The organism is Campylobacter novaezeelandiae (assembly GCF_004323845.1).
Lineage (GTDB): Bacteria > Campylobacterota > Campylobacteria > Campylobacterales > Campylobacteraceae > Campylobacter_D > Campylobacter_D novaezeelandiae.
Window position 1 is genome coordinate 19979 of record NZ_QPGR01000007.1, and the last position, 14470, is coordinate 34448.

Annotated in this window: 14 protein-coding genes; 1 reads left to right on the forward strand and 13 read right to left on the reverse strand. The window is 27.5% G+C overall.

Going from position 1 to position 14470, the window contains the following annotated elements:
• Positions 1-38 precede the first annotated feature (38 nt).
• The 13 genes from DU473_RS04465 to DU473_RS04525 form a co-directional block, all read right to left on the reverse strand.
• Complete coding sequence (locus DU473_RS04465; RefSeq protein ID WP_131186609.1) at positions 39-1841, reverse strand: menaquinone biosynthesis decarboxylase; 1803 nt, start codon at positions 1839-1841, stop codon at positions 39-41.
• On the reverse strand, positions 1841-2767 hold the full coding sequence (hemC, locus tag DU473_RS04470) for a hydroxymethylbilane synthase (protein ID WP_131186610.1): 927 nt from the start codon (positions 2765-2767) through the stop codon (positions 1841-1843). Before hemC ends, DU473_RS04465 begins: the two co-directional genes overlap by 1 nt.
• Positions 2764-3156: an FxsA family protein gene (locus tag DU473_RS04475; RefSeq protein WP_131186611.1), complete on the reverse strand. Its 393-nt coding sequence runs from the start codon at positions 3154-3156 to the stop codon at positions 2764-2766. Before DU473_RS04475 ends, hemC begins: the two co-directional genes overlap by 4 nt.
• Positions 3153-4859: a proline--tRNA ligase gene (locus DU473_RS04480; protein ID WP_131186612.1), complete on the reverse strand. Its 1707-nt coding sequence runs from the start codon at positions 4857-4859 to the stop codon at positions 3153-3155. Before DU473_RS04480 ends, DU473_RS04475 begins: the two co-directional genes overlap by 4 nt.
• Entirely contained in the window at positions 4846-6159 is a 1314-nt protein-coding gene (gene hemA / locus DU473_RS04485) for a glutamyl-tRNA reductase (protein ID WP_131186613.1), read from the reverse strand. Before hemA ends, DU473_RS04480 begins: the two co-directional genes overlap by 14 nt.
• Positions 6159-7052, reverse strand: coding sequence for a polyprenyl synthetase family protein (locus tag DU473_RS04490; protein ID WP_131165796.1), 894 nt, complete (start codon positions 7050-7052; stop codon positions 6159-6161). The genes hemA and DU473_RS04490 overlap by 1 nt, the downstream gene beginning before the upstream one ends.
• A gap of 15 nt (positions 7053-7067) precedes the next feature.
• Positions 7068-7583 carry an exporting protein gene (locus DU473_RS04495; RefSeq protein ID WP_424944979.1) on the reverse strand — a complete coding sequence of 172 codons (516 nt, stop codon included), beginning with the start codon at positions 7581-7583 and terminating at the stop codon, positions 7068-7070.
• Positions 7584-7601: 18 nt separating this feature from the next.
• Complete coding sequence (locus DU473_RS04500) at positions 7602-7865, reverse strand: DUF2018 family protein (protein WP_131165797.1); 264 nt, start codon at positions 7863-7865, stop codon at positions 7602-7604.
• Between the two features lie 148 nt (positions 7866-8013).
• Positions 8014-8565 (reverse strand): 2-oxoacid:acceptor oxidoreductase family protein, encoded by a 552-nt coding sequence (locus DU473_RS04505; RefSeq protein ID WP_131165798.1) that lies wholly within the window; start codon positions 8563-8565, stop codon positions 8014-8016.
• Positions 8562-9407, reverse strand: a complete 846-nt coding sequence (locus tag DU473_RS04510; protein WP_131162872.1) for a 2-oxoglutarate ferredoxin oxidoreductase subunit beta — start codon at positions 9405-9407, stop codon at positions 8562-8564. The genes DU473_RS04505 and DU473_RS04510 overlap by 4 nt, the downstream gene beginning before the upstream one ends.
• Positions 9408-10532, reverse strand: a complete 1125-nt coding sequence (locus DU473_RS04515) for a 2-oxoglutarate synthase subunit alpha (RefSeq protein ID WP_131162873.1) — start codon at positions 10530-10532, stop codon at positions 9408-9410.
• A gap of 15 nt (positions 10533-10547) precedes the next feature.
• Entirely contained in the window at positions 10548-10856 is a 309-nt protein-coding gene (locus DU473_RS04520) for a 4Fe-4S binding protein (RefSeq protein ID WP_131162874.1), read from the reverse strand.
• 124 nt (positions 10857-10980) lie between these two features.
• A complete protein-coding gene (locus tag DU473_RS04525; protein ID WP_131186614.1) occupies positions 10981-13527 on the reverse strand; it encodes a YhdP family protein in 2547 nt (848 codons plus the stop codon).
• Here DU473_RS04525 and mltG point away from each other — a divergent pair.
• Positions 13442-14437: an endolytic transglycosylase MltG gene (gene mltG, locus DU473_RS04530; RefSeq protein ID WP_131165802.1), complete on the forward strand. Its 996-nt coding sequence runs from the start codon at positions 13442-13444 to the stop codon at positions 14435-14437. The genes DU473_RS04525 and mltG overlap by 86 nt on opposite strands.
• Positions 14438-14470: the final 33 nt, after the last annotated feature.

Sequence of the window (14470 nt, forward strand, 5' to 3'; positions counted from 1 at the left end):
AAACTTATAAAAATTGTAAGCAAAAAGCATTCTCAAATTTAAAAAATTTCAAATTTTTTAAAAAGCTGTATATCATTTTTTAAAATTTTACGCAAAATTAAATCGTCAATAACCTCTTTAGAACAAATTGTCTCTTCTGGCCAAACTCTTTCATATCCGTCCATCTCATTTTTAGCACTTGCATCTATAGCAATTCTTTCTTCTATGATATAAAAATCTCTTTTAGCATCAATATTATTAACAACTCTCCATACTAACATATAGGGATTTTCTAATTGATTTTCTTTATCTAAAAAGATTAAAATACTAAAATGTTGTTTAAAATCCAAAAGTTTTTCAAAACTTTGTTTTATACTTTCTTTTTTGTCAAGTAAAATACATACTATAGGATTTTTACTCTCTTTATAAAATTGCTTTAAATCAATAATTTCAAGTTTAGTTTGAAATAAAGCTTTTAAATCTTTATCTTCTAGAAGTTCTAACTCTTGCGTTATTTTTGCTCCAGTAGCATCAAGTCCAGCCTTACCTCCAAAACAAACATTAGTAGATGAATGATCTAATTGATCACAAATTCCTTCGCTAATTAGCAAATCTTTGCAATTAAAACGATCTAAAATATAAGGGATTAAATTATCATAGTCATTTAAATCAGGAGCATCCTTATCTACAAAAATAGCATGTTTTACAAAACTCATTTGTCCCATACCCCAAAAAGCATGCATAATTTGTTTAGCATGGGCAGGATATTTTGTATCAATTTTTGCTAAAATAAGATTATGAAATACTCCATTTTCTGGCATTTTATAATCAATTAAATCAGGAATATTAGTTTGTAATAAAGGCAAAAATACCCTTTCTGTTCCAAGCCCCATAATCTTATCTTCTAAAGGAGGTTTTCCTACTATAGTAGCCTGATAGATAGCATCTTTTTTAGCATAAATTTTTTCAACTTTCATCACTGGAAAAAGTTCTTGTGGAGTGTAAAAACCCGTATGATCTCCAAAAGGACCTTCAAGTTTAAATTCATCTAAATCCACATAACCCTCTATAACAAAATCACTATCATAAGGAACATAAATACCATTTTCGCAAGGAGTTAGCAAAGCTCTAGTTTTTTTAATAAAACCATAAAGCAAAAGTTCAAAAATTCCTTTTGGCAAAGGCGCTTGAGCACACCAAATATACAAAGGATCCCCGCCAATAGCAATACTTACTGGCATCTTTTTAAAACCTGCTTTTTTATACTCATGATAAAAAAGCGCTCCGTCTTTGTGGACTTGCCAATGCATCAAAAGTTCATTTTTATCGCTTACTTGTAAACGATACATTCCAAGATTATTTTGAGTTTTATCTATATTTTGAGTATAGACTTGACCCATAGTAATAAATTTAGAAGCATCCTTTTGCCAAGTTTTTAAAATAGGAAGCTCCTCCAAAGAATTTAAAGTTTTAAAAGAAAATTTAGAATGTTTAGCGCTTAATCTTTTAGGTGGAACATTTTTTAAAGAAAGCAAAGTTTTAAAAAAATCTATTTTTGATTTTAAATTTGTGGGAATATGTAGCTTTAAAAGCTTTGAAATTTCATCTGCTACTTCCAAATAAGGACGTGTGAAGATTAAATTTAAAGCTTTTTCATTACAAAAAGTATTCATAAGAACTGGAAAATCATAGCTTTTATTTTCTTTTTTACTTATAGGATGGGTAAATAATAAAGCTTTGCCTTTTTCTTGTTTTTTTGCTTCTATATAAGCGATATATCCTATCTCAAGATCAATATCTACAGGCTCTTCTATAATTTTTAACAAATCATTTTGTTTTAGAATTTCAATAAAATTTTTCATTATATCATCGCCTCTGCTCTTTTTAATAAATCTTTTGCTCCCAAGCTTATAAATTTTAAGGCTAGTTTTTCGCCTGCGCTTTTAAAATCACTTTTATTGATTAAAAAATCTTCTTTTAGAAATTCACTTGCATCAGGAAGCCCTAAAATAGCTCTTATGTGAATTTTATCTTGAAACAATTGAGCATTAATACCAATAGGAACTTGACATCCACCTTCTAAAATTCTTATAAAATCTCTTTCTATAGTGGTTTCTATAACCGAATTTTCATCGTTTAAACATTCAAGCAAAGAGACAATCTCAGGCATATCAAGAGCTTCAATTCCTAAAGCCCCTTGTGATGCAGCGGGTATCATTTCATCTTTTGAAAAAACACTTACATAATTAACCAAAGAATCTAAATTTAATCTTTTTATTCCTGCTAAAGCTAAAACAATTGCATCAAATTCACCATTTTTTAGTTTATCTATACGAGAATTTACATTACCTCTTAAAGAAATAATATTTAAATCAGGTCTTAAAAGTAGAAGTTGCATTTTGCGTCTTAAACTTGTTGTTCCTATTTTGGCATTTTTAGGCAGATCTTTTAAAGTAGGATATTTTTGAGAAAGCATGGCATCATTGCTTTCTTCTCTTTTTGAAATTGCTATAAGCTTTAAACCTTCTGGAAAAAAACTTGGTACATCTTTTAGGCTATGAACCGCTAAATGAGCTTTTTTCTCAAGCATACTCTGCTCAAGCTCTTTTGTAAAAAGTCCTTTGCCTCCTATTTTTGCCAAAGGAGAATCAAGCAAAATGTCACCTTTTGTTTTAAAACCCTCTAATACAACTTTAATATTATGTTCTTTTTCTAAAAATGATTTCACCCACTCACTTTGCCATAGAGCCAATTGACTTTTTCTTGTTGCAATAATTAATTCTTTCATTTTTTATCCTCTATTATTTCAACATCAATAATATCATCATTATACGAATTCTGCTTTGTTTTAGCGGTCTTAAACGAACTAGTGTTAAAGCTTATCTTTAATAAAATGCCAAAAATAAATATTAAAATTCCCAAAATACTACTTAAAATCCCTGGAAAAATGAGCAAAAAACCAGAAATTACAAAAGAAAATTGTATAAACATATTTTTAAAGCCATCGATATGAAATTCAAGTAAATTTCTCCAAAAAATACCTAAAATTACAATACCACATACCATACTCATCAAAACAAAGGCTAGAAAATTTCCAAGTCCAAAAACAATAATAAATAAAATTGTAAAAAATATTTCAAGTAAAATCAAAGGAGTTAAACTTAATTTAAATTTCATAATACCGTCTTTTTTATAAATTCTAGAACTCTATTAGTATCAATTACTTCTTTTTTTAAATCTTTTCTTTGTATAAATTCAAGTTTATTTTCCTCAAAATTTTTCCCTATAACTAGAGCATAAGGAAAACCCATAAGTTCAAAATCATTTATTTTAACTCCAAAACGTTCATTTCTATCATCTAATAATACTTTAATACCCTCTTTCTTTAAATTCTCATAAAGATTATTAGCATATGCGACTATTTTCTCATCTTTCATATTTGAAATAATAATATTTAAATCAAAAGGGCTTAGAATTTTATTCCAAATACAACCTTTATCATCATAACTTGCTTCTATAGCTACTGCAACCAAACGACTTACCCCTATACCATAACATCCCATGTAAAAAGCTTGAGCTTTACCATTTTCATCTAAAAAATTAGCATTCATGGCTTTAGAGTATTTTTGTCCTAGCTTAAAAATATGTCCTACTTCAATCCCTTTGCTCTTTTTTAATTTTGCTCCACACTCTATACAACAATCCCCTTCTTTTACTGCCACAAGATCTTTAAAACGGTTTTTATTTAAATTTACAACATCAATGCCAACTAAATGATAGTCTTTTTCATTGGCGCCTATAATCATTTGCTTTTCATTTTCAAGTTCTTGATCTATATAAAATTCAATATCCTTAAGCCCAACAAAACCTATAAATCCTGGACAAAGTCCAATCTTAATAAGTTCTTCTTCATTAGCATCTTGAAGCTCTAAAGCATTAGCAGCATTTAAAGCTTTTACCTCCTGAAGCTCGTCACATCCTCGTATAAAAAACACAATAAATTTACTCTCATTTTCATAAATAGCTTTTTTTACAATTGCTTTAATCGTATAAAATTTATTTATTTTAAAAAAATCAGCTAATTCTTCAATACTTCTAACATTTGGCGTATGAAATCTACTCGCATAATTAGCTTCTGGTCTTTCATCTTTACACTCTTTTTTTGCTCTTTTGGCTACTTCAATGTTTGCAGCATAAGTACAATTTTGACAAGTTAAAATATCATCTTCGCCATTATCCGTCAAAACCATAAATTCCTTTGATCCGCTCCCACCAATAGCTCCACTATCTGCATTAACAACGCGAAAATCAAAACCAAGTCTTGTAAAAATTTGACTATAAGTTTTATACATTAAATCAAATTCTCGTTGCAAATCCTCTTCATTGCTATGAAAGCTATAGCCATCTTTCATTAAAAATTCACGACACCTTAAAAGCCCAAATCTAGGTCTTGCCTCATCTCTAAATTTTAATCCTATTTGATAAAGATGCAAAGGAAGTTGCTTATAGCTTGTAATTTTATTTTTAACTAAAGAAAGTATGGCTTCTTCATGTGTTGGTCCTAAAACAAACTCATTTTCTTTTCTATCTTTAAATCTTAATAATTCCTTACCAAAAACACTATATCTACCACTTTCTTTCCATAAATCTGATGGTGTAATAAAACTAAGATTTAATTCTTGCGCTCCTGCTTTATCCATCTCTTCTTTAACTATTGTTTTAATTTTTTCTAAAACCATTTTTCCTAAAGGCAAAAAATTATAAAGTCCACTTCCAATTTGCTCAATAAAACCTGCACGTGTTAAAAAAATATGGCTAGGTAAAACCGCATCTTTTGGATTCTCTTTTGTTGTAGGAGCATAAAGTTTACTGAATTTCATCCTCTTCCTTTGCATTAAATTCGCATTTATATTGATTTAAATTTAAATCTTCTAAATCATTTTTTATATCAAAAACATAGCGCATAGCATTAACTATAGTATCGCTTTGAATTTTACCTTGCATTTTCTTTAAATTTATAGTTGGAGTATGTAAAAAAGCTTTAAAAACTTGATGAATAAGCTTTTGAGCTTCTTTAAAATCTGATTTTTTAAGATAACCTTTATTAAGTGCTATCTCAAGTTGCTTAGTAGCGCACTCTTTTGCTTCCAATCGTATAGCTTTGATAACTGGCATAATAGCTAGATCATTTAAATACTTAAAAAATTCATCTGTCATTGTATTGACAATTTTATAGGCAATTTGGGCTTCGTGTTCTCTTAAAATTAAATTCTTTTTAACAACCTCTTCTAAATCATCTACAGAAAAAACTTTAATTTTATCATTTTCTTCTAGCTCAATATCTCTTGGAACAGCAATATCAAAAAAATAGCGCTTAAAATCTACCTCTTTAAGCAATTCCTTTGTAATAATTGCATTACTTGCATTTGTAGCAGAAAAAAATAAATCATAATCATTAATGTAAGAGGATAATTGACTTAGATGATCAAAGTGACTTGATTCTCCTAAATTTTCACATAATTTTTTTGCTTTTTTTAAATCTCTATTTAAAATAATAACTTTAGCCCCGGCAGAAATTAAATACCTAGAAGCTAACTCGCTCATCTCCCCTGCACCAATTACTATTGCTTTTTTTTGTGTTAAATCAAAAAATTCTTTAGCTTTTGCAACACAAACTGATGCTACTGAAATAGGATTTTTAGAAATTTGAGTTTGATTTCTTACTTTTGCAGCACATTTAAAAGAAAAATGCATGATTCTAGAAAGATGCATAGAACAAAATTTATTTTCAAGTGCAAAAATAAATGCATCTTTAAGCTGTTTTACAATCTGTGTCTCTCCAACGACCAAACTATCCAAAGAACTAGCAACCGCAAAAAGATGATGAACCGCATCACTATCTTCATAAATATCCGCTTTTTCAAAGAGAATTTGAGAATCTACATTGCAAAATAAAGATAAAGAAGAAATAATAAATTTATCAATCTGGCTTTTATTTTTAACAAAAGTTAAAATTTCAATACGATTACAAGTGCTAATGACTAAACCTTCTTTTATATTTTCATTAGCACAAATAATATCAAGAAATTCTTTTTTATTAGCATTGTTACTGAAACTTAATTTCTCTCTTATAGAAATATCAGTATTTTTATGTGTAAAGCTGATACAAAAATAATGCATCAAAATTCCCTACTTATCATATTATCAATAATTTCATTTAAGGAAGCATTATTATAAGACTCAATAGCTATTAATGCATTATTTCCATATGTTTTAGCTTTATTAAATACTTCTTCTAAAATTTGTTTTTCAATCATTTGTTCTTTAATCCATAAAATTTCATTTTTATCTAGTTCTTTTTTAAAAAAACTAACCAATATATTTTTATCAGCATTATCTAATTTTTTATAAAGATAAATATAAGGTAATGTTGTCTTGCCTTCTTTAAAATCACTCATTATAGGTTTTCCAAGTATACTCTCATTACTCTTAATGTCTAAAATATCATCAACAATTTGGAATGCTAAACCCAAATTTTTACCATAATTAGCAAAATTACCCTCAGATAAACCTGCCAATATAGCACCGCATTTTGCACTTGCTTCAATCAAAACAGCCGTTTTATGATAGATCATTTTTAAATATTTATCTTCATCGATATTAAACTCTTGACTTAAATTAATATCCATTAATTCGCCAAGAGATAATTTAACCACAGCATCAGAAATTATTTGTGCAAAATTAGCATCCATTTTAGAGAGCTCAAAAAAAGCTTTGGAATATAAAATATCTCCCAGCATTAAAGCATTTTTAGCCCCAAATTTATCATTGATAGATCGTGCTCCTCTTCTTAATTTTGCATCATCAATAATATCATCATGCAAAAGACTTGCCAAATGTATAAGCTCTATAATTGCACAAAGCTTAAAAGATATATCACTTTTACCTGCTATATTTAAAAGCAATTTTGATCGAAGTTTTTTACCTATATTTATACTATCTAACATCTTTAAAACGGGAGTATAATCTAGATCTTTTAAATAATTTTGAATAAGAGTGTCAATTTCTTGCAATTTTCTTCCTTATTTTCATTTTTGATTTGTCAAAGGTTTGACCTGAGATTCATTAAAATTAATCATTGGAACAATTTGATTATTTTGTGGAGGATTTTTTAAAGGGAATTTTCTTGGATCTAAAAATTTGACTGCTAAGCGCAAATCTTTATCCTCTATATATACTATAAAAGTAGCTTCTCCTTTATTATAAGAATTAAACTCTAAAATCAAACGTGCTCTATCAATATGAGGGTTAGTATAATCAGGAATTAAAGTTTGGGTGACCCAATTAAGGTTTCTGCGTAAAGACATAGTAAATTGCCTTGGAAATTTTCTAAATTTAGAATGAACTATAATATTTGTATTATCAAACAAGGTCCAATAAAAATCAAAATTTTGCACCTTATCATCATATCCAAGCTCTTGAATTTCTACACTTGCTCTTTCATCTTTTTTTAAAGTAAATTTATAAGTATACTGAAAAACTGGCAAAGATGCTTTTAGATCCTGTATGCCAAAAACCAACAAAAAACTTATTAAAAAATATATAAATATATTTTTCAAAATTTAACCTTCATATCCTAAAATTTCAGCACCCAAACCAATAAAAATATCATTTTGTCTTTCTTTTATAAGCTCATCATTTTCAAGTATAAATTTTTTCACATCTTTATCATTAATCTTTTGTTGCTCTAAAAGCTCTATCATGGCTATATATTCTGCAAAAAAATTATCAAAAGTTTTTTCTAGTGCTCCTAAATTTCCATTTTTAATAATTTCTATAAATTTTTCTTTAGGTGTTTTATTTAACATTTCATCAAAAATATCCATTATTTTCCTTAATTAATGACAAACTGATTATAAAATTTTAATAGTTAAAAGTAGCTAAATTAAAATAATAAATAAAAAATATTAAATAATTTTTAATTATTTTTATAATATTTATATAATAAGCTAAACATAAAGTTTAGCTTAAAAATTAATTTTCAACTCTACTAGCATATTCAACACCCAAATCAAAAGCTTTTGCATTAGCTTCTTTTGTTTTAATTGGCACCATATCAAGCATAATTTCTTTTAAAATATTTAAATCAATACACTTACTCATATAAGCAGCAATAGCTAATGCAATCACAGATTGGGTTGCTACATTACCCACTTCATCTTTGGCAATACTAATAATAGGAATTTTAAAAATTTTCCATTTTTTATAATCTTGCTCATCAGGATATACTAAATTTGGCTCAATCACTATAATGCCGTTGTCTCTAACACCATCCTTAAAACCCTTGTATCCTTTGTTTGCAGTAGAAAGCATAAAATCAATTTCACCTTCTATAGCATAAGGAAAGAGAATTTCATTCTCATTTATAATTACATCAACTTTTGTTGGACCTCCACGTACTTGAGAAGTATAAGTTGAAGCTTTAAAAGCATGAAGTCCTTTTTTAATTGCAGCATTAGCTAAAATTTCACCTGCAGTAATTACACCTTGACCTCCCTCACCCCCAAATCTCAACTGAAATTTCATTGTAATACTCCTAAATTTACCATTCTTCCTTCTTGAGCCGCCTTACGCACTTCTTCATAAGCTTCACAATATTCTATACAATCTTTATTTTGATGCAAAATACCGGTTGGAAATTTACCTTTTTTTTCTTGAGAATTCATTTGTTCAAATTTGGTTTTCTCAACACAACGATCTTTGATCCAATTAAGCATAGAAACCGCTTCTCCCATCTTATTTTTACGCCCAAGATTAATATGACAATTTGAAAAAATATCAACAAAACTATAGCCTTTATGCTCTAAAGCTTTATAAATAATATTATCAAGTTTATTTATTTCTATTACATTTGATCTTGCCACAAATGTAGCACCAGCAGCTTTTGTAAGTTCACAAGCATCAAAATTAGGATCTATATTGCCAAATTGAGCTGTAACAGTATAAAAACCTAATGGAGTAGTTGGAGAGGTCTGAGAATTTGTTAGTCCATAGATAAAATTATTAATTAATATATGAGTGATGTCAATATTTCTTCTACATCCATGTATAGTATGGTTTCCACCAATAGCCAAAGTATCTCCATCTCCACTTACAACAATCACATGTTTTTTAGGATTTGCCAATTTAATACCGGTTGCATAAGCAATAGCTCTACCATGAGTTGTATGCACTGTATTACAATTTACATAAGAACTAGTTCTACCACTACATCCTATACCAGAAACCAAACAAACATCATCCATACTCCAACCAATTTTTTCTATAGCACGGATAATGCTTTTTAAAATAACACCATCACCGCAGCCCCAGCACCACTGAGTTGGAAGCTTATCCACTCTTAAATATTCATCATAATTAAAAGCCATTTATAAATTCTCCTTTACCTTAACTATAATTTCATCCGGTGTAATAGGACGTCCATTAGCTTTATGAAGCGAAATCAAATCACTTCTTTTACTTACTCTTTGCACCTCTTCTAAATACTGGCCCATATTGAGCTCGCAAACCATAATTTTTTCAAATTTTTTAACAATTCTTTCAATTTCATTTTCGGCTACAGGATATAAAGTAATAGGTCTAAAAAGTCCTGCTTTTACTCCTTCTTTTCTCAATCTTAAAATAGCTTCTTTTGCAGAACGAGAAACACTTCCATAAGCAATAATTAAAAATTCTGCATCCTCAAGATAATATTCCTCATAAGAACATATTTCATTGGTGCGATTTTTAATTTTTCCAATAAGTCTTTGTATATTTTTTTTAACAATCTCTCCATCTTCTGTTGGAAAGCCTATATCTCCGTGATGAAGTCCAGTAATATGATAACGATAACCTGAAAAAAATGGATTTAAAACAGCACTTTCATTCTCACCCACAGCATAAGGTTTATAATCTTTTTTATCTCCTTCAAATTTAGCACGATTAATAATTTCTAAATCTTTCAATTCTGGAAGCATTGCTTTTCCATTCATATGACCAATAGTTTCATCCATGAGTAAAAAAACTGGGGTCATAAATTTTTCAGCCAAATTAAAAGCCCTTATTGTCTCGGTATAAGATTCTTCTAAAGACGCAGGAGCAATAGCAATACTTGCATAATCTCCATGGGTTGGAGACTTTGCTTGAAACAAATCCCCTTGTGCTACCCTTGTTGGAAGTCCAGTAGAAGGACCACCTCTCATTACATTTACAATTACTAAAGGAATTTCTGCAATAAAAGCATAACCAATTTGCTCTGATTTCAAAGAAATACCAGGACCACTACTTGCTGTCATTGATTTTACTCCACTCATTGAAGCACCTATAGCTACACTTATACCCGAAATTTCATCCTCCATTTGAATGAAAGTGCCATTATTTTTTGGCAACAAATAACTTAATTCATGAGCTATTTCTGAACTTGGAGTAATAGGATAGCCTCCAAAAAATTTACATCCACAATCAATTGCAGCCTTTGCAATCAATGAATTTCCAGTTGCTATAATTTCTCTCATTTTGTTCTTCCTATGCTAAAGTTTTTTATAATTATTATCTTTTATTAGTTTTGCTCTATCTTTTGCTTGTGGCGTCAACTTGGCAAATTGAAATTCGCTTTTTTTGGCTACCATAATTGCAAAATCTGGACAGTGTGCTTCACACTCGCTACAACCTATACAAGATTCAGGGTGTACTACTTCTATCATTTGGCCTAAAACGGCATGAACATCATCACGCATCGCTAAAACCCCAGCTGGACAATAACTTACACATATATTACAAGCTTTACATCTTTGCTCATCAACCCAAACTGGAGTATTTTTTGGTGCCATCAAGCTCATTTATTCTCCTTGATAAATAAAATCTAAATAATTATTTTAATTTGAATTTATTTTTAATTTTATTAAATACAATAATTTTCATAAAAAAATACCGAACTTTGTTTCAAATAGTGAATTTTTAAAATCATTTAAACAAATTTGTTGGCAATTCAATAATATTTTTTATAAGATTAAAAGGTGATTTAACAACATCTCCTAAAATTTGAGTATGAAAACTAGGATTATCCAAAGAACCATCCACTTTAATGTTTGTACTTATTTCTTGATTTTTACCTAAAATAACATAATTTAAAATTGGAACTTTAGAAATAACGCTAGAGGCTGATTTTAAAGTTTTGAGCTCTAAATTTAAATCTATATTTTTTAAACGCAAGTTTACGCTTCCAATTCCAAAAATATCAACACTTTCTCCATTTAAACTAATAGCCTTAATTCTAAATAAATCTTTTCTACGATCAAAAACAATTTCTCCATCAATAACACTAAGACCTTTTTCATTAAAGGTTGGTGTTTTAAATAAAAGCAAGCTAGGAACCGTATCAATAAAACTTATAAGTTGATTTGTCCCTTTTAAATCTTTGATAAAAGTATTTTTAATCTTAAATCGTCCTTCAAAATCTTCAAAATTTCTACCGGTAATATTTAAATCAAAAACTCCTTGCAACACAGCTTGCTTTTGAAGGAAAGTATTTAAAAACTCATCATTAATATTGTTAATATTTAAATTAATATAATTTGGAGAAAAATTAAAATTTAGATTTGTATTATTTTTATTAGCTCTAATATTTAGAGTATTTTCATTTAAGATTGCCTCTAAGCGATCAAATGATAAAATATTATTAGTGTCTTTAAGAATAATACTAAAATTAGCTCCACCAAAATAGATATTTTGAATATTAGATTCTAAATTAAAAAATCTTTCTTTATCTTCTTTATAAATATAAGTCAAATTTTTAAGATGAATTTCTTTATTTTTATCATTTAATATGGCGCTAATTAAATCACTTTCTGAATTAATCAAAACTGTATCTTGCTTTTTTTCTATAAAAAAACTATCCTTTTCATAAGGAATATTACCATTTAAAAAATTGCTTTGAAATGATGCATTGTTAATCTGTATTTTGAAATTATCAAAATCAATTCCTTCATAAGTAATATTTTGAGCGCTTTTAAAACCTAATTGTTTAAGCAAAGGAGAATATAAATTTAATATAGAAGGATTATTTAGATTAATTTTTAAATTATCAAGAATCTCTAAATCAAGTTGCCATTTAGGGATAAAAACTTTACAATTTTGAGAAAAATCAAGATCTATAATAACATTTTCATTTTTGATATTAATAATATTGTTTGCTATTTCAAATTGTCCTATTTTTGTATTAAATTGTCCTATTTTTGTGTTTAAATCAATACTAGCATTAAAATCAGCCTTTAAAAATTTATTTGCAATATCAGCTTCTTCTATATTTAATAAATTATTATTTATTTTAATTAAAGCTTTACTAACATTTGTATCTAAAAAACTTAAAACAGAATTTTCTACAACAAATTCTCCATTAAAAAGACTCTGATCCTTATAAAAGCCAAGATCTAAAATAAAATCACTTTTTACCTTTCCTTCTTTTTGAAAAAATGGTATTTTAACGTCATAAAAATCAAGCGCTTTCCATAGTTTTTGATCCAATTTTAAATTATTGGATATAATATGTAAATAAATTCCTGCTTTATTTTCATCCATCAAATCATAAATATAAATTTTACTTGCACTCAAATCTGCTTGTTTGTAACTAGCTTTTTTGAAATCAAAATTAAGTCTTTGTTTATTTAAATTTAAATTAAGTTTTGGAATTTCAATTGGATCCATTTTGTTATCCAAGCTAATTTTAACCCTATCAACATAACCAGAAGCTTCGATGTTATCTAAATAATATTTATTTTTATTAAAATCTATAAAACCTTTAATATAGTCTAAATAATAAAACTCTCCTTTAATTCTATGTCCAACCCATAAAATAAGATCTTCTGGAAGTTCAATTTTATTTTTAATTTTATTAAAAATGTCTAAAGTATTTTTAAAGCTAACTTCTTTAAAATTATATGCAAGTTGACCATTTTTATAAGAAAGATTGATGTTAAAATTAATTAGATTAGAACTTGCCTTAGCATCAAAAAAATAAAACTCACTCTTAGTATTAATATCCAAATTCCCAACTATGCTTAAATTATAATCTCTAATAAACATTTTTTCTATATTTGCTTTTATATTATTCTCTTCTTTTTGCAGGGTTGTTTTTAGAAAAAATAAATTATTATCTATAAAAAACTCATTATTTTTAAATAAAATTTTCAAATGATAATCTTTAAAAGCTAAATTACGAATATCCATTTCTTGTATAAAAATATAAAAATATTTTAAATTTTCAGCAAGATTTAAAAGCTTAACTGAGGAAAATTGGCTAGTTTGCTTTTTAGAATCAATATTTGATTTTTGATAAATACTAATATTTTTTGCTTTTACAATTAATTTTTTATCTAATTTAATATATAATTGCTCTAATTTTAAAAAATCAAACTGGACACTTGATATGGAAATTCCGTTTTTTAAAACCAAAAATAATAATATTATAAATACAGAAATCGCTAATAAAAAATACAATATTTTCTTTTTCATGCGTTACTTCTTTCTATTTATTATCTTTGGAATTTTTTACTACTTGCTTTTTCCGCTTAAAAGTAATTCTGTAGTTTATATCCCTAAAGGCTCAGTAGGACAAATTATATCATATTTAAATCAAAATAATTATCAAATGAGTACAATAGATAAATATATTCTATATTTTTTAGGGCATCCTCAATCTGGTTGGATTAATATAGGAAATGAAAAATTAAACCGCGCTGAGTTTTTATATAAACTTACCGTATCTAAAGCTGCACTTGAAACAATCACTTTAATACCTGGTGAGACAACTATCATATTTTTAGATCAAGTCGCCAAACAATTAGATCTTAACAAAACTATACTCTTAAAAGAATTTGAAAAGCAAGCTCCTTATAAAGAAGGGGTTTTAATGCCAGAAACTTATAAAATTCCCAAAGGAATCACAGAATCTTTATTTATCAATTTTATATTAAAATATTCAGAAAATAATTTTCAAAAAATATCAAAAAAAATTTTTGGTGAGTATAATGCAAAAAAATGGCACCAATACATTATAATAGCTTCAATTATTCAAAAAGAAGCCGCAAGTGAAGATGAAATGCCGATTGTTTCAAGTGTTATTTATAATCGCCTCAAAAAAGGAATGAAACTTCAAATGGATGGAACCCTTAATTATGGAATTTATTCTCATGAAAAAATAACTCCTCAAAGAATAAAACAAGATAATACTTCTTATAATACTTATAAATTTAGTGGCATTCCACAAGATGCTATTTGCAATGTTTCATTAAATGCTATTAAGGCTGCTATTTTTCCAATAAAAAGTGATTATTTATATTTTGTAAGAGATAAAAACACAAAAAAACATATTTTTACTACCAATATTAAAGATCACAATAATGCTATCAATAGGCAAAAATAATGGAACATTTTTTGCTTATGATATTTAAACATC